22 protein-coding genes are annotated in these 21,384 nt (G+C 70.0%); 11 read left to right on the forward strand and 11 right to left on the reverse strand.

Going from position 1 to position 21,384, the window contains the following annotated elements; genetic code table 11:
• Positions 1 to 154: 154 nt before the first annotated feature.
• Both K6T25_RS00475 and K6T25_RS00480 read left to right on the forward strand, forming a co-directional pair.
• Entirely contained in the window at positions 155 to 1,177 is a 1,023-nt protein-coding gene (locus K6T25_RS00475) for an MBL fold metallo-hydrolase (RefSeq protein WP_222915634.1), read from the forward strand.
• A gap of 107 nt (positions 1,178 to 1,284) precedes the next feature.
• On the forward strand, positions 1,285 to 1,593 hold the full coding sequence (locus tag K6T25_RS00480; RefSeq protein ID WP_222915636.1) for a DNA-directed RNA polymerase subunit L: 309 nt from the start codon (positions 1,285 to 1,287) through the stop codon (positions 1,591 to 1,593).
• Positions 1,594 to 1,663: 70 nt separating this feature from the next.
• Here K6T25_RS00480 and K6T25_RS00485 read toward each other — a convergent pair whose 3' ends face one another.
• The 3 genes from K6T25_RS00485 to K6T25_RS00495 form a co-directional block, all read right to left on the reverse strand.
• Positions 1,664 to 2,233 carry a DUF1684 domain-containing protein gene (locus tag K6T25_RS00485; protein ID WP_345778226.1) on the reverse strand — a complete coding sequence of 190 codons (570 nt, stop codon included), beginning with the start codon at positions 2,231 to 2,233 and terminating at the stop codon, positions 1,664 to 1,666.
• Positions 2,234 to 2,330: 97 nt separating this feature from the next.
• Complete coding sequence (gene hisF, locus K6T25_RS00490; protein WP_222915638.1) at positions 2,331 to 3,161, reverse strand: imidazole glycerol phosphate synthase subunit HisF; 831 nt, start codon at positions 3,159 to 3,161, stop codon at positions 2,331 to 2,333.
• Positions 3,162 to 3,268: 107 nt separating this feature from the next.
• Positions 3,269 to 3,595 (reverse strand): hypothetical protein, encoded by a 327-nt coding sequence (locus K6T25_RS00495; RefSeq protein WP_222915640.1) that lies wholly within the window; start codon positions 3,593 to 3,595, stop codon positions 3,269 to 3,271.
• Between the two features lie 114 nt (positions 3,596 to 3,709).
• On the opposite strand from K6T25_RS00495, the gene K6T25_RS00500 reads away from it, so the two are divergent.
• Positions 3,710 to 3,868 (forward strand): DUF7550 family protein, encoded by a 159-nt coding sequence (locus tag K6T25_RS00500; RefSeq protein ID WP_222915642.1) that lies wholly within the window; start codon positions 3,710 to 3,712, stop codon positions 3,866 to 3,868.
• 382 nt (positions 3,869 to 4,250) lie between these two features.
• Here the strand turns inward: K6T25_RS00500 and K6T25_RS00505 are convergent, their stop codons facing one another.
• Entirely contained in the window at positions 4,251 to 5,591 is a 1,341-nt protein-coding gene (locus K6T25_RS00505; protein WP_222915644.1) for a hypothetical protein, read from the reverse strand.
• Positions 5,592 to 5,700: 109 nt separating this feature from the next.
• Positions 5,701 to 7,890 (reverse strand): phosphoribosylformylglycinamidine synthase subunit PurL, encoded by a 2,190-nt coding sequence (purL, locus tag K6T25_RS00510; RefSeq protein ID WP_222915646.1) that lies wholly within the window; start codon positions 7,888 to 7,890, stop codon positions 5,701 to 5,703.
• Between the two features lie 129 nt (positions 7,891 to 8,019).
• On the opposite strand from purL, the gene K6T25_RS00515 reads away from it, so the two are divergent.
• Together K6T25_RS00515 and K6T25_RS00520 are read left to right on the forward strand one after the other, a co-directional pair.
• Positions 8,020 to 8,703 (forward strand): PHP domain-containing protein, encoded by a 684-nt coding sequence (locus tag K6T25_RS00515; protein WP_222915648.1) that lies wholly within the window; start codon positions 8,020 to 8,022, stop codon positions 8,701 to 8,703.
• Positions 8,700 to 9,839 (forward strand): asparagine synthase C-terminal domain-containing protein, encoded by a 1,140-nt coding sequence (locus K6T25_RS00520; RefSeq protein ID WP_222915650.1) that lies wholly within the window; start codon positions 8,700 to 8,702, stop codon positions 9,837 to 9,839. Before K6T25_RS00515 ends, K6T25_RS00520 begins: the two co-directional genes overlap by 4 nt.
• 186 nt (positions 9,840 to 10,025) lie before the next feature.
• On the opposite strand, the gene K6T25_RS00525 is transcribed toward K6T25_RS00520, so the two are convergent.
• Both K6T25_RS00525 and K6T25_RS00530 read right to left on the reverse strand, forming a co-directional pair.
• Positions 10,026 to 10,508 (reverse strand): NUDIX hydrolase, encoded by a 483-nt coding sequence (locus K6T25_RS00525; protein WP_222915651.1) that lies wholly within the window; start codon positions 10,506 to 10,508, stop codon positions 10,026 to 10,028.
• 68 nt (positions 10,509 to 10,576) lie between these two features.
• Positions 10,577 to 11,566, reverse strand: coding sequence for a transcription initiation factor IIB (locus K6T25_RS00530; protein WP_222915653.1), 990 nt, complete (start codon positions 11,564 to 11,566; stop codon positions 10,577 to 10,579).
• A gap of 300 nt (positions 11,567 to 11,866) precedes the next feature.
• Here K6T25_RS00530 and gatC point away from each other — a divergent pair, with 300 nt between their 5' ends.
• Complete coding sequence (gene gatC / locus K6T25_RS00535; RefSeq protein WP_222915654.1) at positions 11,867 to 12,178, forward strand: Asp-tRNA(Asn)/Glu-tRNA(Gln) amidotransferase subunit GatC; 312 nt, start codon at positions 11,867 to 11,869, stop codon at positions 12,176 to 12,178.
• Positions 12,175 to 13,533: an Asp-tRNA(Asn)/Glu-tRNA(Gln) amidotransferase subunit GatA gene (gene gatA, locus K6T25_RS00540; RefSeq protein ID WP_222915656.1), complete on the forward strand. Its 1,359-nt coding sequence runs from the start codon at positions 12,175 to 12,177 to the stop codon at positions 13,531 to 13,533. The genes gatC and gatA overlap by 4 nt, the downstream gene beginning before the upstream one ends.
• A 162-nt stretch (positions 13,534 to 13,695) precedes the next feature.
• Here the strand turns inward: gatA and K6T25_RS00545 are convergent, their stop codons facing one another.
• Positions 13,696 to 15,318 (reverse strand): TrkH family potassium uptake protein, encoded by a 1,623-nt coding sequence (locus K6T25_RS00545; protein WP_222915658.1) that lies wholly within the window; start codon positions 15,316 to 15,318, stop codon positions 13,696 to 13,698.
• Between the two features lie 115 nt (positions 15,319 to 15,433).
• Here K6T25_RS00545 and K6T25_RS00550 point away from each other — a divergent pair, with 115 nt between their 5' ends.
• The 3 genes from K6T25_RS00550 (at position 15,434) to K6T25_RS00560 (ending at position 17,713) form a co-directional block, all read left to right on the forward strand.
• A complete protein-coding gene (locus K6T25_RS00550) occupies positions 15,434 to 15,757 on the forward strand; it encodes a DUF7471 family protein (protein WP_222915660.1) in 324 nt (107 codons plus the stop codon).
• Positions 15,754 to 16,287: a winged helix-turn-helix transcriptional regulator gene (locus K6T25_RS00555; protein WP_222915662.1), complete on the forward strand. Its 534-nt coding sequence runs from the start codon at positions 15,754 to 15,756 to the stop codon at positions 16,285 to 16,287. Before K6T25_RS00550 ends, K6T25_RS00555 begins: the two co-directional genes overlap by 4 nt.
• Positions 16,288 to 16,366: 79 nt before the next feature.
• Positions 16,367 to 17,713, forward strand: coding sequence for a DUF7405 family protein (locus K6T25_RS00560; protein WP_222915664.1), 1,347 nt, complete (start codon positions 16,367 to 16,369; stop codon positions 17,711 to 17,713).
• A gap of 48 nt (positions 17,714 to 17,761) precedes the next feature.
• On the opposite strand, the gene K6T25_RS00565 is transcribed toward K6T25_RS00560, so the two are convergent.
• A complete protein-coding gene (locus K6T25_RS00565) occupies positions 17,762 to 18,049 on the reverse strand; it encodes a hypothetical protein (protein ID WP_222915666.1) in 288 nt (95 codons plus the stop codon).
• Positions 18,050 to 18,205: 156 nt separating this feature from the next.
• On the opposite strand from K6T25_RS00565, the gene K6T25_RS00570 reads away from it, so the two are divergent.
• Positions 18,206 to 19,303: a DUF7350 domain-containing protein gene (locus K6T25_RS00570; RefSeq protein WP_222915668.1), complete on the forward strand. Its 1,098-nt coding sequence runs from the start codon at positions 18,206 to 18,208 to the stop codon at positions 19,301 to 19,303.
• 33 nt (positions 19,304 to 19,336) lie between these two features.
• On the opposite strand, the gene trkA is transcribed toward K6T25_RS00570, so the two are convergent.
• Together trkA and K6T25_RS00580 are read right to left on the reverse strand one after the other, a co-directional pair.
• Complete coding sequence (gene trkA / locus K6T25_RS00575; RefSeq protein ID WP_222915670.1) at positions 19,337 to 20,674, reverse strand: Trk system potassium transporter TrkA; 1,338 nt, start codon at positions 20,672 to 20,674, stop codon at positions 19,337 to 19,339.
• Positions 20,675 to 20,807: 133 nt separating this feature from the next.
• The gene (locus tag K6T25_RS00580) at positions 20,808 to 21,350 is read right to left on the reverse strand and encodes an SRPBCC family protein (RefSeq protein WP_222915671.1); all 543 of its coding nucleotides are present in this window, start codon (positions 21,348 to 21,350) and stop codon (positions 20,808 to 20,810) included.
• Positions 21,351 to 21,384: the final 34 nt, after the last annotated feature.

The following is a 21,384-nucleotide window of genomic DNA, read 5'->3' on the forward strand; positions in this document are numbered from 1 at the left end:
ACGATGCGCTGTTCGGGAACCACTCGCGAGAACGCACGAGCTTCTCGGTGATGAAATTTTATGGTAGCTAGCTGATGTTTCGGACGGTTCCCGGGCCGCAGCCGGCGCCTTCCGAGTCGGAAGAGTTCTTGTCCGCCGAGGAGCATCGGTCGGTGTGCAACGGATCCGTCTCACGAACACCGTTTTCGAGGGGCTCAACGCCGTCTACGTGCTCGACGGCACCGCCGACGGCGGCGACGCCGACGAGCTCGTTCTCGTCGACGCCGGCGTCGCCCTCCCGGAGGTGCGCGAGCAGTTGGCGTCCGGGCTCGCGGATATCGGCCACGACCTCGCGGACGTCGACCGCGTCCTCCTCACGCACTGGCACGCCGACCACGCCGGGCTCGCGGGCGCCATCCAGGCCGAGTCGGGCGCGACGATCCACGCCCACGAGGCCGACGCCCCTCTCGTTGCGGGCGACGAGGACAGCCTGCTCGAGGAGCGAACGCTCCAGCGCGAGAAGTTCCGGGAGTGGGGGATGCCCGAGGAGACTCGTGCGGAACTCATCGCGTTCCTCGAGGATCACGCCGACCTCGGCGGCGAGCCGTGCGACGTCAAGTCGTTCGCCGACGGCGACGCCTTCGAGGTGAACGGTCGGACCCTCGAGGCCGTCCACCTCCCCGGCCACGCGGCGGGGCTCACCGCCTTCCACGACGCCGCCGGCGACGAGGCGTTCGTCGGCGACGCCATCCTCCCGAAGTACACGCCGAACGTCGGCGGCGCCGACGTCCGCGTCGAGGACCCCCTCGGACGCTACGTCGAGAGCCTGCTGGCCCTGATCGACCTCGACCCCGGAACCGCGTGGCCCGGCCACCGCGACCGCATCGACGACCCGGCGGGGCGCGCGGCGACGATCCTCCGGCACCACGTCGAGCGCACGGGGAACGTCGTCGACGCGCTCGCCGACCTCGGCCCGTCGACGCCGTGGGAGGTCAGCGCCGCGCTGTTCGGCGACCTCCACGGGATCCACGTGCTCCACGGGCCGGGCGAGGCGTACGCCCACCTCGACCATCTCGCGAGCGCCGGTGTTGTCGAGCGCGACGGGTCCCGCTACGCCCTCGTCGACACCGACCCCGACGTGGCGTCGCTGTTCCCCGACCCCGGTATCGACCGCGTGGTCGAGTGGACAGGCGAGTAACCAGCCGGGTCGCGGGCGCCGGCCGTGATGACCCGAGCCGAACCGCTGGCGACGCGCGAATCCGCGGAACACAAGCTTGAAACGCGCCTGCGGCGAACCCACCGGCAATGGAACTTCGCGTCATCGACAAGACGGACGAGGAACTCCGCATCGAGATCGCGGGCGAGGACCACACGTTCATGAACGTCCTCAAGGGACAGCTGCTCAACACCGACGGCGTCGCCGCCGCGACCTACGACATGAACCCCGAGCAGTCCGGGGGACAGACCGAGCCGATCCTCTCGATCAAGACCGAGGACGACCTCGACCCCCTCGACGCGCTCGAACAGGCTTCGACGGACATCTCCGACAGTCTCGGGGACCTTTACGACCGGATCGAGGCCGCCTTCGACGACACCGCGGCCGCCGAGGCCTGAGGCGGTACGCGCCCGCCGTGCCCGCCGCGCCCGTCGTTCGCGGCGTGTTCTCACGCCGTTTTTCCCGTCGCTACTCGTCGGGCAGCGTCTCGCCGGCCGGGATCTCGACGTCCAGCCAGTTGTCCATCGGGACGAGCGGACACTCGTAGGTCTCGCTGTACGCACAGTAGGGGCTGTACGCCTCGTTGAAGTCCACCAGCCAGTCCCCGTCGTCGGTCCGGTCGTCCGGATCCTCCAGATCGAGGTACCGTCCGGCGGGGTACGTCCACTCGCCGTTCGTCTCGTCGCGGAACGGCACCCACAGGCGGTACTCGTCGCCGGGCGAGCGGTACGCCTGGACCGTCACGTCCTCGCCGTCGACGGCGATCCGGAACTCGCCGACGTTGTCGTACTCCCGGGCGCCGTCCTGGGTCGTCTCGACGGTGATCCGTTCGGGGTCGTCGTGCCCGTGCAACGTCGCCTCGAATCGGTACGCGGGATCCGGGTCGAAGTAGTTCAGCCCGGAGAACCCCGCACGCTCGGACTGCGGGATCGGCGAACGCGGGTGTTCGGCGAAGAACTCGTCTTTCTTGTGGCGCTCCTCGCGAACGCGCTCGGCGTAGGCCTCGGGGTCGATGTCGGTGTCGCTGTCCGTGCTCATACTCAGCCCTTCGCCGGCCCGCGTGTTCAACGTTCAGCGGTCGTGTCTGATCCGCACAATCACGGGGGACCGGGACCGGCGGTGGCCGCCGCCCGGCTCAGAGCCGAACGGGAACGTCGTGCTCGTCGAGATAGCGCTTCACCTCGTCGATGCCGTACTCGTCGAAGTGGAAAATACTGGCCGCCAGCGCGGCGTCGGCGTTCGCCTCGACGAACACGTCTTCCATGTCCTCGGGACCGCCACAGCCCGAGGAGGCGATCACCGGCGTCGAGACGGCGTCGCACACCGCCTTCGTCACCGGGATGTCGTAGCCGTCCTTCGTGCCGTCGGCGTCGATGGAGTTGACGAACAGCTCGCCCGCGCCGCGGGCTTCCGCCTCCGTCGCCCAGGTGACCACGTCGAGGCCGGTACCCTCCCGGCCGCCCTTGACGGTGCACTCGAACCAGCACGCCTCGGTCGTGCCGTCCTCCCGTTCGACCTCGACGTAGTGGTCCCCCCCGTCGTCGAAGCGTCGGCGCGCGTCGACGGAGATGACGATGCACTGGCTGCCGAAGGCGTCGGCGCCCTCGGTGATCAGCTCGGGGTTCTCGATGGCGCCGGAGTTGATCGACACCTTGTCGGCGCCCGCCCGCAGCGTCTCCTTGATGTCCGCCTTCGTCCGGATGCCGCCGCCGACGGTCAGCGGGATGAAACACTCGTCGGCGACCGCCGAAACCGTATCGAGCATCGTCTCGCGACCCTCCGCGGAGGCGGTGATGTCGAGGAAGACGAACTCGTCGGCGCCGGCCTCGTTGTACTTCTTGGCCATCTCGACGGGGTCGCCGGAGTACTCCAGGTTCTCGAAGTTGACGCCGGTGTAGACGGCGGCGTCCCCGTCGTCGTCGATATCGACGTCGATGCACGGGATGATCCGCTTGGTGAGGGTCATACCTTCGATAGCCCCGAACCGGGTTTCATCGTTTCGCCTGTCCGCGCGGGCGTCGCCACAGCGGTCGCGTCGGCGACAGCCGTCGACCGGCTGTACCGCTCGCCGGGCTACTGCTTCCAGCCGGCGACGGTGCCCCCGCCGTACAGCCACGCTCGGAGGCGGCTCACGATCGAGTGGAGCAGGACGGACAGCACGAACACGTATCCGAGACCGATCACCGCCTGCGCCATCGGCTCGACCCGCGCGGCGACCGTCGGGAGCACGTACCGGAAGTAGAGGTATCCCCCGCCGACGACGCCGCCGAGGCTGATTGCGGCGACGCTGACGGCGTAGCAGGCGAACACGGACCACCAGACCGCCTCGGCGACGTACTCGTTTCGGTGTGCCGATCGTTGAACGTGTCGGAGGAGCGCCGCGCGGCTTCCGGGGACCATGCACTCGCGTGCAGGAGTTCGGACGAAAACTCTGCGGGCCGTGTTGCAGATCTGTCCCGCCGACGCGGACCACGACCGATTAAGTAGCAGCGCGACGCTCTTCGGGCACGAACCATGGCCGACCACCACGACCACGACCACTTCAAGGAGTTCGACTACGAGCGCGTCACCTCCCCGATGCAGGAGATCACGAGCGGGAAGGCGGTCACCGGCGCGGTCATCGCGCTCGTCGGCGTCCTCGTCGCCTTCGGGCTGCCGCTTGTGCTGGTTTGACATCCTCTCCGCGCTGAAAGGGCGAGGATTCCCACGGTACCGCACCGCTGGGTTGGGATGGTTACGGTTTGTAGCCATCCCGACGGACAGCTACTGGCTGTGCCACCCAGCCGGTACTCCTATCCCGGCGTGGGATTCGGAGATACGTTTGCTGACTGCACCCCGTGTTCCGGGCAGAAGGGGATGCCTTCTGCGTGGAATCAGGGAATCCCGATACTGTCCGATTAAGCGGGCGGGCAGGCCGCCTCGGTTGGCTGTTAGTCGGGTGATGAGTTAGTTAAACCATCGGTTTGGGTAGTTCGGACGGTATTTCGGGAGAGGTGTCGGATTCATCCCCGCGCTAAAGCACGGGGCTTTCTCCTCGTACTTCCGTAACTGCGGGTCATTCGGTTCCGTTCACGCGGACGCTGACCGCTCCGTCGCTCCCGGACGCCGTGGCGCGCGTCACGAACCGCTCGTCGCCGAGCAGCAGCACGACCGTCTCCGGCGCGGGGCGCTCGAGCCGGACCCTCGACGCGTTCGCCGGTCGCGCCTCGCGCCACGTCTCGAACGCCGCCGCGAACGCCGTCGCGTTGGCGTCGTCGTCGAACCGGATCGCCCACGCGTAGCCGGTTCGCGCCGACCCCTCCCCCCCGCCGTCGGCCCTGACGAATCGCCGTCGCACGTCGTTCCCCCAGCCGTGTGCGGCGTCCGCCGCCGTCGCCTCCTCGACCCCCGTTTCGAGCGTCACTCGGACGAACAGTTCGCCGTAGGTGTCCGTCGCGTCCGCGTCGCTCGTCCAGCCGTCCTCGGGCGCATCGCGGACGGTCAACGGGGCAACGGGCTCGCTGCCCGGCGGTCGGTCATGGAGCAACTCCTCGGCGGTGCGCGGCGGGTCGTCGTACACCGCCCCCACCTCGCCGGGGCCGGACACGCGCGCGTCGACGTATCGCGCCCCGGCGAGGTACGGCGCGACGCCGAGCCGCTCGGCGGGCGACCCGTCGGCCGTCCGCGTCCGCAGCGACTCGGTCGGCGACGGAGCCTCCGGCGCGTATCGGCGGACGTACGCTCCCTCCACGTACGTCGCCGCCCCCTCGACGATCGCCGCCTGCAGCAGCCGCTCGGCGGTCGACCCCGACGGCGCCGCGGCGGTCCCGGCGAGCCGTTCGAACGCGTCGGTCCGGTACTGAACGACGTGGACCGACTCGTGCGCCAGCGTCGACTCCGTCCGTGCCTCGTCCGCGAGGATCGCCTCGTTGACGACGACCGTCTCGGGCGTCGCGACGTACGCCGCCGCGGTGAGCGCGCGCTCGCGATCCTCGCTCACACGGAACCCGAGCAGCCGGTAGAACTCGGCGTATTCGGCTCCACCCAACTCCATCGACTCGGTCGGCTCGAGACGGACGACCGACGGCGGCACGACCGCGGGTCGATCCGTCGCGACCGCCACGCGAGCGAACACCAAGCCGTATTCGACCGGCAGCGATCCGCCAGCGACGCGAACGTCGTACTTCTCGGCGAGCGCTTGCGGCGACGCCGTCGATGCCGTCGCTGACGCCGTGGTCGAGGGCGGCGAGATCGGCGAATCCGGAGAGGTCGACGAATCAGGCGGGCTCGGCGCCGTCGCGGTCATCGTCTCCCGATCCGACGCCGAGGGGTCGCTATCGGCCGCCGGCGGCGCCGCGGGAGCCGCACAGCCGGCGACGACCAGGAGGGCGGCGACGAGGAGCGTCCGGAGGGACACGACGTATTGTCAACGCCCCAATCAAAAAGCGCTCGTTCGATTCTCACGGTTTCACACCGCTGGAACCGCCACGTCGCGACGGAAGCGATCGGTCTCGGGAACAGGACCGTCAGTCCAGCTCGCGTTCGATGATCGCGCGGCGGTCGCGGATCGACGCGGCGTCGTACCGGAGTTCCGCGTCGCCGACCGTCACCGAGAGCGTTCCGTCCGCGGTCGCCTCGCCGAGTGTCTCGACCGGCGCGACGCCATCGAAGGCGTCACGGACCGCGTCGGGGTCGGCCGTCTCGATCACCGCGCGGCCGGGTGTCTCGTCGAACAGCGCGAGCGCGTCGTCGAGCGCGACGTTCGCGCCCGCCTCGCCGGTCACCATCTCGGCGAGCGTGACCGCGAGGCCGCCGTGGCTCACGTCGTGGACCGCGAGCGTGCCGTCGCGGTCGGCGACGGCCGCGAGCGTCTCCACGACCGCCGGTGCGTTCTCCGGGAGCACGGGGAACCGGTCGCTTCCGCCCGCCTGTGCGAGGAACTCGGAACCGCCCAGCGCGCCGCCGGCCTCGCCGACCGCGAGCACGGTCCCTTCGCCGTCGAACGCCGCCGGCGGCGCCGAGAATCCGGCCTTCGTCCCGATGACGGCCAACGTGGGTGTCGGGGGGATCGGCCCCGCGACGGAGTCGTTGTACAGCGAGACGTTGCCGCCGACGACCGGAACCGAGAGGGCCGCGCACATGTCCGCGAGGCCGTCCACCGCGGCGGCAAAGCCGCCGTACACGTCCGGTTTCTCGGGGTTCCCGCCGTTGAGACAGTCGACCGCCGCAAGCGGCGTCGCCCCCTTCGCCGCGAGGTTCGTGGCGTTCTCCAGCGCGACGGCGCGTGCGCCCTCGTACGGCGCCGCCTCGGTCCACCGGGGCTCGGATCCCGAGGACAGCGCCAGGCCAAGCGGCTCGCCCGCGTCGGTTTCGGCCTCGCGGATCGCCATCACCGCGGCGTCGTCACCCGGGAGCACCGAGGTTCGAACGCCGACCTCGTGGTCGTACTGCCGGTACACCCAGCGCTTGCTCGCGGTGTTCGGATGGCCGACGACGGCCTCGAACGCCTCGGCGAGCGCGTCGTCGTCGACGGTTCCGCGCGCCCCATCATCCTCGCCACCGTCGCCGTCGTCTGGATCGACGAGCGCCGGAAGGTCGCGATCGGGCTGGCTCGGCTCCTCGCGGTCGAGGTCGTTCATCGGCGCGCCGTCGGCGAGGTACTCCGCAGGGGCGTCGACGACCGTCTCGCCCTCGAACGAGCACACGTAGTTCCCGTCGGTCACCTCGCCGATGACCGAGCAGCCGAGATCGAATCGCTCGGCCAACTCGGCGACGCGATCGGTGTCCTCGGGCCGAACTTCGTACACCATGCGCTCTTGGCTCTCCGCGAGCAGAATCTCCATGGCGTTCATGTTCGGCTCCCGCTGGTGGACGCGGTCGAGCGCGATCTCGGCGCCGAGGCCGCCCTTGGCGACCAACTCGGAGGACGCGCCGCCGAGGCCGGCCGCGCCCAGATCGCGTGCTGCCACGAGCAGTCCCTCGTCGACGAGCGCCTCGTTGCACTCGATGAGGCGCTTCTCGGCGTACGGATCGCCAACCTGCACTGCGGGGCGGTCCTCCGTCTCGGCGTCCTCCGCGAGGTCCTCGCTGGCGAAGGAGGCGCCGCCGAGGCCGTCGCGGCCGGTCCCGTTGCCGACGAGGACGAGCTTGTTGCCGGGCCTCTCCGCGGTCGCGGTGACGAGCCGCTCCGGCGTCGTCAGCCCGACGCAGGCGACGTTGACGAGGGGGTTCCCCTCGTAGCCGTCGTGGAACACGACGGAGCCGGCGACCGTCGGAACGCCGATACAGTTGCCGTAATGGCTGATCCCCTCGACGACGCCCTCGAACAGGTACTTCGAGTGTTCGCGGTCGAAGCCCCCGAAGTACAGCGAGTCCGTGAGCGCGATGGGGTACGCGCCCATCGACATCGTGTCTCGGACGATGCCGCCGACGCCGGTCGCGGCGCCGTCGAAGGGGTCGACGTACGAGGGGTGGTTGTGGCTCTCGATACCGAGCGTGGCGTACGTCTCGTCGTCGAGCGCGACGACGGCCGCGTCGTCGCCGGGACCGATCACCACGTCGTCGGACTCGCTCTCGAAGGCGCCCAACAGCGGACGCGACGAGCGGTACGCACAGTGTTCGCTCCAGAGGTTTTCGAACAGGGCGGACTCGGCCCGGGTCGGCTCCCGGCCGAGCTCCGCCTCCACCAGTTCCCGATCCGCGTCGGCGAGGGGCATTCACATGTGCGGTCAACACGGCCGGCAAAATGGCTTTCTATGTGCACGGTCGTGCCTATTCGCGTCGCTGTCGACGACGCCCCCGATCGGACCGGGTCCCTTTTCTACGGTCCGCGAGTACAGCCGACCGTGCTATCGGTCGAGCTGCACAGTCACTCCGCGCTCTCGCACGACGGGCGAGACCCGGTCGATATGCTTCTCGAACAGGCGGCCGCCGTGGGCCTCGACGCGCTCGCGGTCACCGACCACGACGAACTCGACGCGAGTCTGGAGGCCGCGGACAGAGCGGACGACTACGGGCTCGTCGGTATTCCCGGGATGGAGGTCACGAGCGGCGCCGGTCACGTGCTCGCGTTCGGTATCGAGGAGCTGATCCCGGCCGGGCTCGACTACGACGAGACGCTCGACCGGATCCACGACCAGGACGGCCTCGCGGTCGTTCCGCACCCGTTCCAGAAGTCGCGCCACGGCGTCGCGCCACACATCACCGACGACCAGTTGGCGAACGCGGACGCCATCGAAGTGTACAACTCGCGGCTCCTCACGGGTCGGTCGAACCGGCAGGCGGAATCGTTCGCGGTGGACCACGGCGTTCCGATGACCGCCGGCAGCGACGCCCACATCGCGGAGATGGTTGGACAGGCGATCACCCAGGTCGGCGCCGACGACCGCTCGGTCGACGCGATCCTCGACGCGATCCGCGACGGTCGCACCAGCGTCGTCGGCAAGCGAACGCCGTGGTACATCTCCTTCCGGCAGGCCGCCGGCGGCGCCAAGCGACGTATCGGCCGTCGCGTCGACGACTTCCTGTGACTCGCGAGCGTCGACCCGCGACAACGGACCTCGACGGCGACGTCGCCGACCCTGCTCTCGTCCGCGCAGCGCTCGCGGCCGGGGACCCGGTACCCGGAACCGACGGGTTCGCGGGAATCCTCGACGGGACGCTCGTCCGGGACGTCCTCGGTCGACGACCGCTGTTCGTCGACCGCGACGATCCGGACCGCTGGAGCCACAGTCCCACCGACTTGGAGCGTCCGCGCTCGCTGCCTGCGGGATCCGTGCTCGATGCTGACGGCGAGCGAGGCGTCTGGTCGCTGCCCGACCCCGAGGCGTCGGCGGCCGACCCCGCCCTCACGGAAATCACCGACGCCGTCGAACGGAGCGTTCGCGCGGTCGACCCCGACGGGCTCGCGGTCGCGTTCTCCGGCGGCGTCGACTCGGCAGTCGTCGCCGCCGGTGTCCCCGAGGCGCCGCTGTACGTCGCCGGATTCGAGGGCGCACACGACGTGGCTGCCGCTCGTTCGGCCGCGGAGGCGATGGGCCGCGACCTACGGGAGGTGACACTCTCGCACGCCGATCTCGAACGCGCCGTTCCCGAGATCGTCGCGGCGACCGGACGGCGCAACCCGATGGATATCGCCATCGCGCTGCCGCTGTATCTCGTCGGGGAACGCGCGGCCGCCGCCGGCCACGACCGACTTGCGGTCGGGCAGGGCGCCGACGAGCTGTTCGGCGGCTACGCGAAGGTGGTCGACCCGGCCGACGACGGCCGCGTCGACGCCGACACCGTGCGCGGTGCTCGCCGCGAGACGGTCGCGACGCTCCCCGAACAGCTGGAGCGCGACGTGCTCGCGCTTCGGGCCGCCGGCGTCGAGCCGGTCGCGCCCCTGTTGCACGACCGCGTCGTGAGTGGCGCGCTGGCGCTTCCGGAACGCCTCCTCGTCGCCGACGGCGAGCGGAAGGTCGCGCTTCGCGCGGCCGCCGCAGGACTCGTCCCCGACCGGGTCCGCTCGACGGAGAAGAAGGCCGTCCAGTACGGCACCTACGTCTCGCGCGAACTCGACCGCCTCGCGCGACAGGCGGGGTTCAAGCGCCGGATGGAGGACCACGTCGGGCGCTATATCGCCGACCTGTGCGGCGAGGAGCACCGCCCGCGCGATGAGCGGTAGCGAGCGCTGGCGAGAGCAGTCGCTAGTAGGGAGAGTTCGCTGACAGGCGACACTGCCTCGTGGGCTCGCGCGGCCGACGCGGTGTCGCGCTCCCGCCGAGCGTCGGCCGTTTCCGGCTACTCGATGGGCGGCAGTGGTCCCGGTTCGGTACCTAAACGTTGGGGAGGGATTCGACCGCTCGGGCGATTATCGGTCGACGGCCGCAGGAACCGTCTCGATCGCCTCGATCCCGATCTGTGTGGTGTCACTGTCCACCCCGCTCTCACGGAGGTCTCCGGGCGTGTACCACGCCCAGGCGTCGGCACCGACCTCGTCGTCGCCGTCGGGGTCGATCCTGCGGCCGTCGACAGCGGCGAAGAAGACGTGGTCGATGTGCTGGTGGCCGACCGTACCGTCGTCGTGGACGTTGATGTCGTACAGCATCGTATGTCGGGGCGCGGGGAGCGTCTCGCCGGCCGGCGCCTCGATGTCGCGGGTGTCGTCGACGAGCGTCGGGTCGAGCCCCGTCTCCTCGCGGGCCTCCCGCAGTCCCGCCTCGTGGGGCAGTTCGTCGCGGTCGACGTGACCGCCTGGCGGGATCCGAATGCCGAGTTTCGGGTGTTCGTGTAGCGCGGTCGCGCCGTCGTGGACGAGATAGACGGTCGCGGTGAAGTGACGCGTGGTCTCCATACGCGTGGCTGGTGGGTGTGTGGCTTCGGCGTTACGGAAGCGACAGCACGCTCGAATTCCCGACCGGATCAGCCGAGCTGTACCTCTTCCTCGGCTTCGAGCAGCTCGTGATACCGGTTGCGGATGGTGACCTCCGAGATGTTCGCCACCCTGCTCACCTCGCTTTGCGTCACCTTCTCGTTGGTGAGCAGCGACGCGGCGTAGACGGCCGCGGCCGCGAGACCGACCGGCGACTTGCCGGAGTGGACGCCCTCCTGTTTGGCGCTCTGGAGGAGCTGGCGAGCGCGTCGCTCGGACTCGTCCGACAGCTCCAGGTCCGACGCGAACCGCGGGACGTAGCTCTCGGGGTCGGCCGGCTGGATCTCCAGCTTCAGCTCGCGGACGACGTAGCGGTACGTCCGTGCGATCTCGTCTTTCTCGACGCGTGAGACGTTCGTTATCTCGTCGAGGCTCCGAGGCGTTCCGGCCTGTCGAGCCGCCGCATAGAGGCTCGCGGTGGCGACGCCCTCGATGGAGCGGCCCGGAAGCAGGTCCTCGTCGAGCGCGCGTCGATAGATGACCGAGGCGGTCTCGCGGACGTTGTCCGGGAGGCCGAGCGCGGAGGCCATGCGGTCGATCTCGCCCAGCGCCTGCTTGAGATTTCGCTCTTTGGAGTCGCGCGTGCGGAACCGCTCGTTCCACGTGCGCAGCCGCTGCATCTTCTCGCGCTGGCGGCCCGACAGCTGGTTGCCGTAGGCGTCCTTGTTCTGCCAGCCGATGTTCGTCGACAGCCCCTTGTCGTGCATCATGTTCGTCGTGGGGGCGCCGACGCGGGACTTCTGGTCTTTCTCCTTGGAGTCGAACGCGCGCCACTCCGGCCCGTGATCGATCTCGTCTTCCTCGACGACGAGGCCGCAGTCCCGACAGACCGTCTCGCCGCGCTCGGAGTCGTTCGTCAGCTTCCCGCTACACTCCGGGCATTCGAGCTGTTCTCCCGCCGATTCGGACTCCGTCTCGTCCTCGTCGGCGGTGGTGGTGCGCGATCGGTCGTCCGTGTAACCTCGGACGTTCTCACTCATTGTTAGGATGGTTGAAATCGGAGACTCAACTCTCCGATGGGGGGGTTCGCCGTACCAATTACACGGGCGGAAGCAACTTATATCTGCTGGCGTATTTTCGCCGTCTTCGGCCGCGAATTCCGTCTAAGGCCGCCGGTTTCCGTTTCGGGCAGCGTCGGTCACAAGCGGCACCGAGCTGTGAGCGCCGGACCGGGATGAGTTCGAGGCGATCCCCCGAAACAGGGAGGCGACCCGCGTGGGGAACGCCGGGGAGTCGGGGGTATCGAAACCCTTACTCGCGGTCCGCGGCACTCCCCGTACATGACAGCGACGGACGAGGGCGCCGGGTCGGACGCCGACGCCGGCGTCGTCGATCCCGACGAGGTCCGCCACGTCGCCGACCTCGCACGGGTCGACCTCGACGACGAGGAGGCGACGGCGTTCGCCGAGCAGTTCGCGGACGTGCTCGACTACTTCGCGGCGCTCGACGAGGTGCCCGAGGTCGAAGACGAGCCGGATCTGGTGAACGTGATGCGGGCCGACGAGGTCCGCGACGGCCTCTCCCAAGAGGAGGCGCTCGCGAACGCGCCCGACTCGGAGGCTGGCTTCTTCAAGGGGCCGAAGGTCTCATGAGCGCCGACGACGCCCCCGGCACCGACGCGGCCGATGACCTGAACGCGTTCATCACCCGCGAGACCGTCGAAAACGACTCTGACGGCCCCCTCGCGGGGAAGACGGTCGCCGTGAAGGACAACATCTCGACCGAGGGGATCCGGACGACCTGCGGCTCCGCGATGCTCGCCGAGTACGTGCCGCCGTACGACGCGACGGTCGTCGAGCGCCTGCGCGAGGCCGGCGCGACGCTCGTCGGCAAGGCGAACATGGACGAGTTCGGGATGGGCGGCACGACCGAGACCTCGGCGTTCGGACCGGTGAAAAACCCCGTCGACCCCGAGCGCGTCCCGGGCGGCTCCTCGGGCGGCTCCGCGGCCGCCGTCGCCGCCGGCGAGGCGGACCTGGCGCTCGGCTCCGACACCGGCGGCTCGGTCCGCAATCCCGCCGCGTTCTGCGGCGTCGTCGGAATCAAGCCGACCTACGGGCTCGTCTCCCGGTACGGACTCGTCGCGTACGCCAACTCGCTGGAACAGATCGGACCGCTGGCGAACACCGTCGAGGACGCGGCCGCCCTGCTCGACGCCATCGCCGGCCCCGACGAGCGCGATGCGACGACGCGCTACGACGCCGCCGAGGGGGGCGCACCCGGAGCGAGTGACGTTTCCGACGATACCCATCCCGCCGACGCGACCGAGTACGCCGCGGCCGCCGACGGCGACGTGGACGGCATGACCGTCGGCGTCCCGACGGAACTCGTCGAGGGCGCCGACGACGAGGTCGTCGAGGTGTTCGAGGACGCGCTGGCGGACCTGGAGTCGAAGGGCGTCGAGACCGTCGAGGTGTCGCTCCCCTCCGTCGAGCACGCGGTGCAGGCGTACTACGTCATCGCGATGTCGGAGGCGTCCTCGAACCTCGCGCGCTTCGACGGCGTGCGGTACGGAACTGCCGGCGGCGAGGGCAACTGGAACGAGTCGTTCGCCCGCTCCCGCGAGGAGGGCTTCGGCGACGAGGTGAAGCGCCGGATCCTGCTGGGAACCTACGCGCTCTCGGCGGGCTACCACGACAAGTACTACAAGAAGGCACAGGACGCCCGCGCCTGGGTGAAGCGGGACTTCGACGAGGCGCTGGGCGAGGCGGACGTGCTGGCGACGCCGACGATGCCCGTGCTCCCCCCGAAGCGCGGCGAGAGCCTCGACGACCCGCTCTCGCTGTACCTGATGGACGCGAACACGGTGCCGGTGAACCTCGCGAACCTCCCGGCGATCTCGGTGCCGGCGGGCGAGGCCGAGGGCCTTCCGGTCGGGCTGCAGTTCGTCGGCCCCGCCTTCGGCGAGGCGGCGATCATCCGCGCGGGCAGCGCCGTCGAGGAGTAGGGCCGACGGCGACGGGTCGACGGAGAGCCGCTTACGACCGCCGGAGCGTCGCTTTTCCTGCCGATCGGAACAGTGTCCGCAGGAAACCGCCGACGCCGACCGTCGCGGCGGTGACGCCGTCCACCCATCCACTCGGCGAGAGACGGACCGTGTCGCGCCCGGCTACCGCCGCCAGTACTCCGGCGTGAAACAGACGAGCACCGGGATGATTTCGAGGCGGCCGATCCACATCAGAAACACCATGTAGAGACGGCTCGCCTCGGTGAACCCGAGGTAGCTCCCCATCGGCCCGACGACCCCGAATCCGGGACCCACGTTCCCGAGTGTCGCCGCGACGGCGCTCATCGTCTCGAGGACCGAGAAGCTCTCCGGGAGCCGAGTGCCGTCGAGGAACAACAGCAGCGTCGAGATCAGGAACAACACGAGATACAGCAGGGAGAACGCGAAGATCCCGCGGACGCCGCGCTCGTCGAGGCTGCGGCCGTTGAGCCGGAGCGGGCGGACGGCGTCGGGGTGAGCCGTCGTGAACAGCTCCCGTCGCAGCGACTTCAGGATCACGACCCACCGGATCACCTTGATACCGCCGCCGGTCGACCCGGCGGACCCGCCGATGAACATGGCGAACAACAGCGCGTACTGCGCCGGCGCGGACCAGGTGTTGAAGTCCATGCTCGCGTACCCGGTCGTCGTGACGATCGAGACCGTCTGGAACACCGCGTGTCGAAGCGAGGGTTCGAGGTTCCCGGAGATGGCGGTCGTGACCGCCGAGAGGTAGGCGGCGTCGTACGTCTCGCTCGCGGGAGCGACGGCGACGAACGCGCCGGCGAACAGTAGCGCCGTCACCAGTGCGGCGATCACGCCCATCGCCCCGACGAACGTCCGGAACTCCACGTCCCCGAGCATCCGCCGCGGGTCGCCCGTGATGACGCCCCAGAACAGCGCGAAGTTGACTCCGGCGGCGACCATGAACGGAACGATGACCCACTGTACCGCCGCGGAGAACGCCTCGATCGATCGAGCCTCCGGCGAGAACCCGCCGGTCGGCATCGTCGTCAGTCCGTGGGCGACGGCGTTGTACAGCGTCATGTTCGGGGCGAGGTCGGGCATCCCGAGCGCCGGCCCGGCGACGTGCATCCCGTACAGGAGGACGATCTCGAGCGCCGTGATCCCGGCGTAGACGCCCCACAGCACGCGTGCGGTCTCCGCGATCCGCGGCGTGAGCTTCTCGATACCCGGCCCGGGTGCCTCGGCGTCCATGAGCTGGGCGCCCCCGACCGACAACTGGGGGAGGATCGCGACCGCGAGGACGACGATCCCCATGCCGCCGAGCCACTGGGTGAGCTGGCGCCACAGCATGACTCCGCGGGTGTGTGTCTCGAAGGAGATGTCGCCGAGGACGGTCGCCCCGGTCGTCGTGAAGCCGGACATCGCCTCGAACAGCGCGTTCACCGGGTTCGCGAGCGTCGACTCGGGGTGGATCGCGGCGACGAGGCCGGGGATCCCGTGGGCCTCGACGAGATACGGAATGGATCCGACGACTGCGACGGCGAGCCAGGTCGCCGCGACCATGAGAAAGCCCTCCCGGGCGCCGATGTCCGGGTCGGGATCGAGCCGTTCGAGGCCGGTCCCGACGATGATCGCGAGGAGGATCGTCACGGCGAACGGGGCCACTGACTCACCGTAGTACAGCGAGACCAAAAGCGGCGCGAGCAACGGAACCGAGAGGTAGCGAACGACGGTCCCGACGAGGCTCAGACTCGCCCGATACTCGACGCGAAGGTTCACTTTCGAAGCGGGCGAGCGCGTCCAAGTTGAACGTACCGCTTCGGTCGGCACGCGATCCGGGGCCTGTCGGCACGCGGCGCGCAACCGTGAAGTCGTCGCGGCGTCACGCGTCGGTATGGACGCCCTGCTCCACGTCGCCCCCGGCGCCCACGGGGTCGCTTACGCGGTCGTCGTCGCGCTCGGCGGCGTCGCCGGCGCGGGACTGCTCGGGCTCGGGCTGGCGGCGTTTCTGCGCCGTCGGTCGCGGTCGTATCTGCTGGTCGCGCTCGCCCTCGGTGCGCTCGCGGCACGGGCCGGCATCGCGGCGGGCGCCGCCTTCGGGCTCGTCGGCGTCGAGGCCCACCACTTCGTCGAGCATCTCCTCGACGTGGTGATGGCCGGGCTCGTCGTCGCGGCGGTGTACTACGCGCGGACGGTCCGGACGGAGGTGTCGTCGTGAGCGACCCGGTCACCCCGCCGGCCGATCGGCCGACCCGGGAGCGCATCGCCGGCTACGTCGCGACCAACCCGGGGCTGCACTTCAACGAACTCGTCCGCAGACTGGATCTCGCGCCCGGACAGGCCCAGTACCATCTCCGCCGGCTCGTCCGCGCCGACCGGGTCGTCGGCGAGGAGGTGTCCGGTCGAACCCACTACTTCGACCCCGCGGTCGATCCCACGGAGCGCCGCCGTCTCGCGCTGTTTCGCCGGGAGACCGCCCGCGACGCCGTGCTCGAACTGCTCGACGGCCCCGCGGCCCCCGACGCGGTCGCGACCCGAATCGGGGTCGCCCGGAGCACGCTGGAGTGGCACCTCGACAACCTCGTCGACGCCGGCGTCGTCGAGAAGCGCCGCGACGAGCGCGGCCGCGTCACGCTCGCGCTCACAGACCCGGAGGCGACCGCCCGAAGCCTCCGGCGGATCGAGCCGTCGCTCCCGGACCGCCTGCTCGACCGCTTCACGCGGCTCGTCGACGCGCTGCTGGAGTAGGCGAGCACCGCCCGATGTCGAGCACCGCGTTCGACGCCCGCACCACAACCCCCTTTTCCGCGACCGCGCTAGGGCGAGTATGACCGACACGGACGCCGGCGACCCCGCGGACGCCGACGATCCCGGGACGGCGTCACTCGACGGCCTGTCGCGGCGCGACGCCCTCAAGGCCGCCGTCGCCGTCGGCGGCGCCGCCGGTCTCGCCGCCTGCGTCGACCGCCTCGACGGCGAGGAACCCGTCCCGGGGGGCGACGGCGCCGACGCACACCCGTCGCGGCAGTACGCCTGGAACGACCACGTCCGGACCGACGACGCCGGGAACTGGCAGCTTCCCCGGCATCAGACGCTCCTGTACCTCTCGCTGCCGGGCGGGGGCCCGCCGAGCCCGGCCGACCGCGAGGCCGTCCGGGCCGCGCTCGACGCGCTCGACGAGGCGTACGCCTGGAGCCACGAGGGGCTGCTCCACTCGGCGGCGTACTCCCCGGCGTACGTCGACCGCTTCGAGACGGCCCTGGCGGTCCCCGACGACGTGTCGCTCCCGGAGCCGACGCCGCTTGCCGACTTCGAGACCCCGGAGTTCGACACGCAGGACGTGCTGGTCCACCTCGCCTCCGACCGGCCGGACGCGCTGTTGGGGGCCGAGGAGGCGCTCCTCGGCGAGGCGGACGAGGCCAACGGCGTGTCGTTCCCGTCGGCGTTGACCGACGCGCTCGCCCTCGACGACCGCCGGACGGGCTTTTTCGACCCGGGGATGCCCCACGAGAAGGCCGACGGGCTCTCGGGGGTTCCCGAAGCGAACCCGGTCCCCGAGGACGCGCCGCTGTTCATGGGGTTCATCGCGGGGTTCCGCGGGAACCAGGCAACCGAAGACGCGGTCGCCATCGGCGAGGGTCCGTTCGCCGAGGGGACGACCAAGTCCGTCGGCAACTGGCGACAGCGGCTCGCCGACTGGTACGGCGAACAGGACTTCGATCAGCAGGTGATGGAGATGTACTCGCCGGGGCACGCGGCCGAGAACCTCGTCGAGGGGGTGGGCGCGAACCTCGGCGACGACTCGGGGATCGACCGGTTCCTCGACTCGGTGGTCGAGGACGCCGAGGAGTACGGCCGCGTCGGCCACGCACAGAAGGCCGCAAGGGAGAACCGCGACGCGGACGGGAACCCGCTGTTGCTCCGCCGCCACTTCGAGTCGGCCGACGACGACATCGCGAGCCTCCATTTCCCGTCGCTCCAGCGCTCCATCGACCAGTTCGAGACCGTCAGACGGTCGATGAACGGCGTCGACGCGACGGAGGCGACCCCCGCGGTCAGACAGCGCGTCAACAACGGCATCCTCGAGTACATCTTCCTGCGCCACCGCGGCTACTTCCTCGTTCCGCCGCGGTCGCTGCGCGCGCTGCCGACGCCGGACGGCAGCGAGGGATGAGCTGTCTCGGACCGAGAACACCGCGGCGGACGCCGTCACCGGTTCCGGTTAGAAGTGGACGAACGCGACGACCGCTCCGATCACAGTCAGCGCGGCACCGATACCGACCCCGGCGGTGCGCGTGCGGCCGGTGAACGTGCCATCGCGAGCGAGCAACAGCGCGCCGGAGATCAGTAGCACCCCGGCGAGTCCGATCCCGAGCCCGGTCGGGGAGGCCCCGGCGAGCGGTCCGGTCGGGGTCGCCGTCGAGTGGCTCGGATGCGCGAGCGCGTCCCCGGGAAGCGATCCCGACGAGAACGCTGCCGCGAGCGCGGCGACGACCGATCTCCGTCTCATCGTTCGAACTGACGTCCGGTGTGCATAACTCGGTTTCGGCCACGAACGGCGTCGGCGGTGGTCCGAGCTCCTCCCCGGAAACGGCGTTCGGCGGCTCTCCCGCCGATTCGACGGCCGTACCAGAACCCCCTTTCGTCGCCGTCACCGATCCCGGGTATGAACAGACGGACGTTCCTCGCGAGGGCGGCGGCGGCCGGGTCGGTCGCCGGCGCCGCCGGCGTCTCCGGCTGTCTCGGCTTCGAGCTCTCCTCGAGCGACGGGATCGCCGGCGAGCCGCCGCTCGTCGAGGACCGCCCCGACGGCGTCTACCTCCCGAGCCACGTCGAGGGAATGACCATGGCCGGGACCGGAGAGGCCGGCGACTACCGCGTCGGCGTGTTCTACTCGTACGCGCACCGCTTCTGGAACGTCAACGGCGAGTCGGTCGAGCGGACTGACGTCGAGTCCGACGACGACGTGCACCTCATGGCGAGCGTCTGGGACCCCCGGACTGGGACGGTTCTGCCCGAGACCGGGGTGTCGATCGAGATCTCGACGGACGGCTCGCTCGTCTCCCAGGAGGTGATCTACCCGATGCTCTCCCAGCCGATGGGCACCCACTACGGCGGGAACTTCGGGCTCGACGGCGACGGCACGTACACCGTCACCGTCTCCGTCGGGGGCGTCCGCACCCGTCGAACGGGCGCGTTCCGCGACCGGTTCGACGAACCGGCGGACATCCCGGTCGAGTTCGAGTACAGTCGGTCGACGCGCGACGAGATCACCTTCCGGACGCTGGAGAACGCGGGCGAGCGGGACGCCGTCGACCCGATGGGGATGGAGATGCTGCCCGACGCGACGGCGCCGCCCGTCGACGATCTCCCCGGGTCGGTCCTCGGCGAGGTGAACAGCAACGACGCGGTCCTCGTCGCGACGGTTCTCGATGAGTCGCCCGGAGGGATCGACGCCGACGGGCCGTACCTCGCGGTGTCGGCACGCACGCCGTACAACCGGATGGTGATCCCCGCGATGGGGCTGGAGGCGACGCTGTCGCGCGACGGGGAGGAGGTGGTCTCCGGGGGTCTCACCCGGACGCTCGACCCCGACCTCTCGTACCACTACGGCGCCGCGCTCGGCGACGCGAACGTCGAGTCGGGTGACGACCTGACGCTGACGCCGACGGTGTGGCCGCAGATCGCCCGCCACGAGGGGTACGAGACGGCCTTCGGCGCGCTCATGGGCGGGATGCCCGAGCGAACGCTGACGGTGGAGTAGCGCGGCCGGGACAGGACGCCTGCTCGCTCTCGATTAGAGTTTCTCCGCGACCTCCTCGACGACGCGCTGCTCGAAGAAGACGACGACGTGGTCGCCCTCGCGGATCACCGTGTCGCCGCGTGGCGTGACGAGTTCCCCGTCGCGGGTGATCGCGCCGATGACGAGGCAGGGCGGGAAGTCGTGGATGGCCTCGCTGATCGGTCGGTCGACGAGCAGGGAGTCGGCGTCGATCTCGACCTCCATCACCTCCGCGCGATCGTCCTCGATGAGCGCGACGTTCTCGGCGCCGCTCTCCTGGGTGAACCGGGTGATCTCCTCGGCGACGACCGCGCGCGGGCTGACGCCCACGTCGATGCCGACCGTCTCGAACAGGTCGACGTAGGCCGTCTGGTCGACGACCGCGACGGTCCGCTCGATCCCGAGGCGGGTCGCGAGCAGACACGACAGGAGGTTCTTTTCGTCGGAGTCGAGCGTCGCGATCAGCACGTCCGCGTCGCCGACGCGTTCGCGCTCGAGGAATCCCACGTCCGTCGCGTCCGACTGCATGACCACCGTCTCGGGGAGGTCCTCCGCCAGCTTCCGAGCGCGGTCCTCGTCCTGCTCGATCAGCCGCGGGGAGAAGCCGCGCTCCCCGAGCAAACGGGCGGTGTGATAGCCGATCTCCGACCCGCCGACGATGACGACCTCCTCGCCGGTCCCGACGTGTTCCTCCGGCGCCACGTCGGCGGCGAAGCCGCGAACGCTCGCCGGCGACCCGATGACGACCGCGCGATCTTTCGCCTCGATCAGCGTCTCGCCGCGGGGGATGACGACCTCGTCCTCGCGGATGATCGACGCGAACGTCAGCGAGTCGAAGCGGTCGGCCTCGCTGACGGTCTGGCCGACGAGCGGGCTCTCCTCGCTCACCACGAACTCCGCCATCTGCACCATGCCGTCGGCGAACGGGTCCACGTCGCGGGCGGCGGGCAGGCCGATGACGCGGACGATGTTCTCGGCGGTGAGGAGGTTCGTACACACCATGAAGTCGATGCCGAACGCCTTGCGTGAGCGCTCCCACGTCCGGAGGTACTCGGTTTGTTTGATCCGGGCGATCGTGAACGCGTCGCTGACCGCCTTCGCCGTCGAGCAGGCGACGATGTTCGTCTCGTCGTTGTCGGTCGAGGCGACCACCATATCGGCGTCCTCGATCCCGGCCTCCTCCAGCGTCGAGACGGCGGTGCCGTCGCCGTTGATCGTCAGGACGTCCAGCGAGTACGTCAGCTCCTCGCAGCGCTCGGCGTCACGCTCGACGATCACTACGTCGTGGGCGTCGGAGAGGTCCGCCGCGATGCTCTCGCCGACCTGTCCCGCGCCGATGATCAGGACTCGCACGGCGCGACCACCTGTTGCATACTCGCCCCTGTCGGTCGGAGGGGAATGAGCGTTCCGGAGTCTCGGCAGGAACGCGAACTGTGTTTCGACGTCGCTGGCGGCGCTTCCGGCGGGGACGGCGCCGCTCGATCCCTCACAGCGACTCCGTTCGATCCCGAACGTCGAGGCGCACGTCGCGCTCGCGGCCCTCCAGGTCCGCGACCGCCCGGCGGACCACGCGCTCGGCTTCCTCGGTGACGAGGCCTTTCACCTTGTCCAGGACCCACCCGAACGACACCAACGGCGGCAGCGACACCGACGAGGAGTCGGCCGAGTCCGCGTCGAAGTTGATCTCCAGCGTCACTCGACACCCCTCGTCGGCGTCGTCGGGGGCGTCCGCCGGGAGTTCCTCCAGCGGTTCGATCCGCCACGAACCGTGCGCGCGAATGTCCTTCACGATCCGCCAGTCGATCCGCGTGGGCGGGTCCACGTCGGTCACCTCCGAGCGGGCGGTGTAGGTGAGCTTCCACCACGCGAACTTGAGCGCGTAACGGGACCCCGAACCGCCGTCGCCGCGCGTCCGCGAGACGCGGTCGAGGTACTCGGTGTACCGTTCGTAGCGGGGGAAGTCCACGAGGAACTCGTACGCCTCCTCGGGGGCGACGTACACGTCCGTCGAGACGACGAGCTCGTCCATGTCTCGGGATCCGCCGGCCGAGAGGTAAGGGTTC

The sequence above is a fragment of the Halobaculum rubrum genome, assembly GCF_019880225.1.
Taxonomy (GTDB): Archaea; Halobacteriota; Halobacteria; order Halobacteriales; family Haloferacaceae; genus Halobaculum; species Halobaculum rubrum.

Coding starts and splice junctions, on each gene's coding strand:
- K6T25_RS00480 (WP_222915636.1), top strand. CDS start 1,285: ATGGAACTTCGCGTCATCGACAAGACGGACGAGGAACTCCGCATCGAG.
- K6T25_RS00485 (WP_345778226.1), bottom strand. CDS start 2,233: ATGAGCACGGACAGCGACACCGACATCGACCCCGAGGCCTACGCCGAG.
- hisF (WP_222915638.1), bottom strand. CDS start 3,161: ATGACCCTCACCAAGCGGATCATCCCGTGCATCGACGTCGATATCGAC.
- K6T25_RS00495 (WP_222915640.1), bottom strand. CDS start 3,595: ATGGTCCCCGGAAGCCGCGCGGCGCTCCTCCGACACGTTCAACGATCG.
- K6T25_RS00500 (WP_222915642.1), top strand. CDS start 3,710: ATGGCCGACCACCACGACCACGACCACTTCAAGGAGTTCGACTACGAG.
- purL (WP_222915646.1), bottom strand. CDS start 7,890: ATGCCCCTCGCCGACGCGGATCGGGAACTGGTGGAGGCGGAGCTCGGC.
- K6T25_RS00525 (WP_222915651.1), bottom strand. CDS start 10,508: ATGGAGACCACGCGTCACTTCACCGCGACCGTCTATCTCGTCCACGAC.
- K6T25_RS00530 (WP_222915653.1), bottom strand. CDS start 11,566: ATGAGTGAGAACGTCCGAGGTTACACGGACGACCGATCGCGCACCACC.
- gatC (WP_222915654.1), top strand. CDS start 11,867: ATGACAGCGACGGACGAGGGCGCCGGGTCGGACGCCGACGCCGGCGTC.
- gatA (WP_222915656.1), top strand. CDS start 12,175: ATGAGCGCCGACGACGCCCCCGGCACCGACGCGGCCGATGACCTGAAC.
- K6T25_RS00550 (WP_222915660.1), top strand. CDS start 15,434: ATGGACGCCCTGCTCCACGTCGCCCCCGGCGCCCACGGGGTCGCTTAC.
- K6T25_RS00560 (WP_222915664.1), top strand. CDS start 16,367: ATGACCGACACGGACGCCGGCGACCCCGCGGACGCCGACGATCCCGGG.
- K6T25_RS00565 (WP_222915666.1), bottom strand. CDS start 18,049: ATGAGACGGAGATCGGTCGTCGCCGCGCTCGCGGCAGCGTTCTCGTCG.
- K6T25_RS00570 (WP_222915668.1), top strand. CDS start 18,206: ATGAACAGACGGACGTTCCTCGCGAGGGCGGCGGCGGCCGGGTCGGTC.
- K6T25_RS00580 (WP_222915671.1), bottom strand. CDS start 21,350: ATGGACGAGCTCGTCGTCTCGACGGACGTGTACGTCGCCCCCGAGGAG.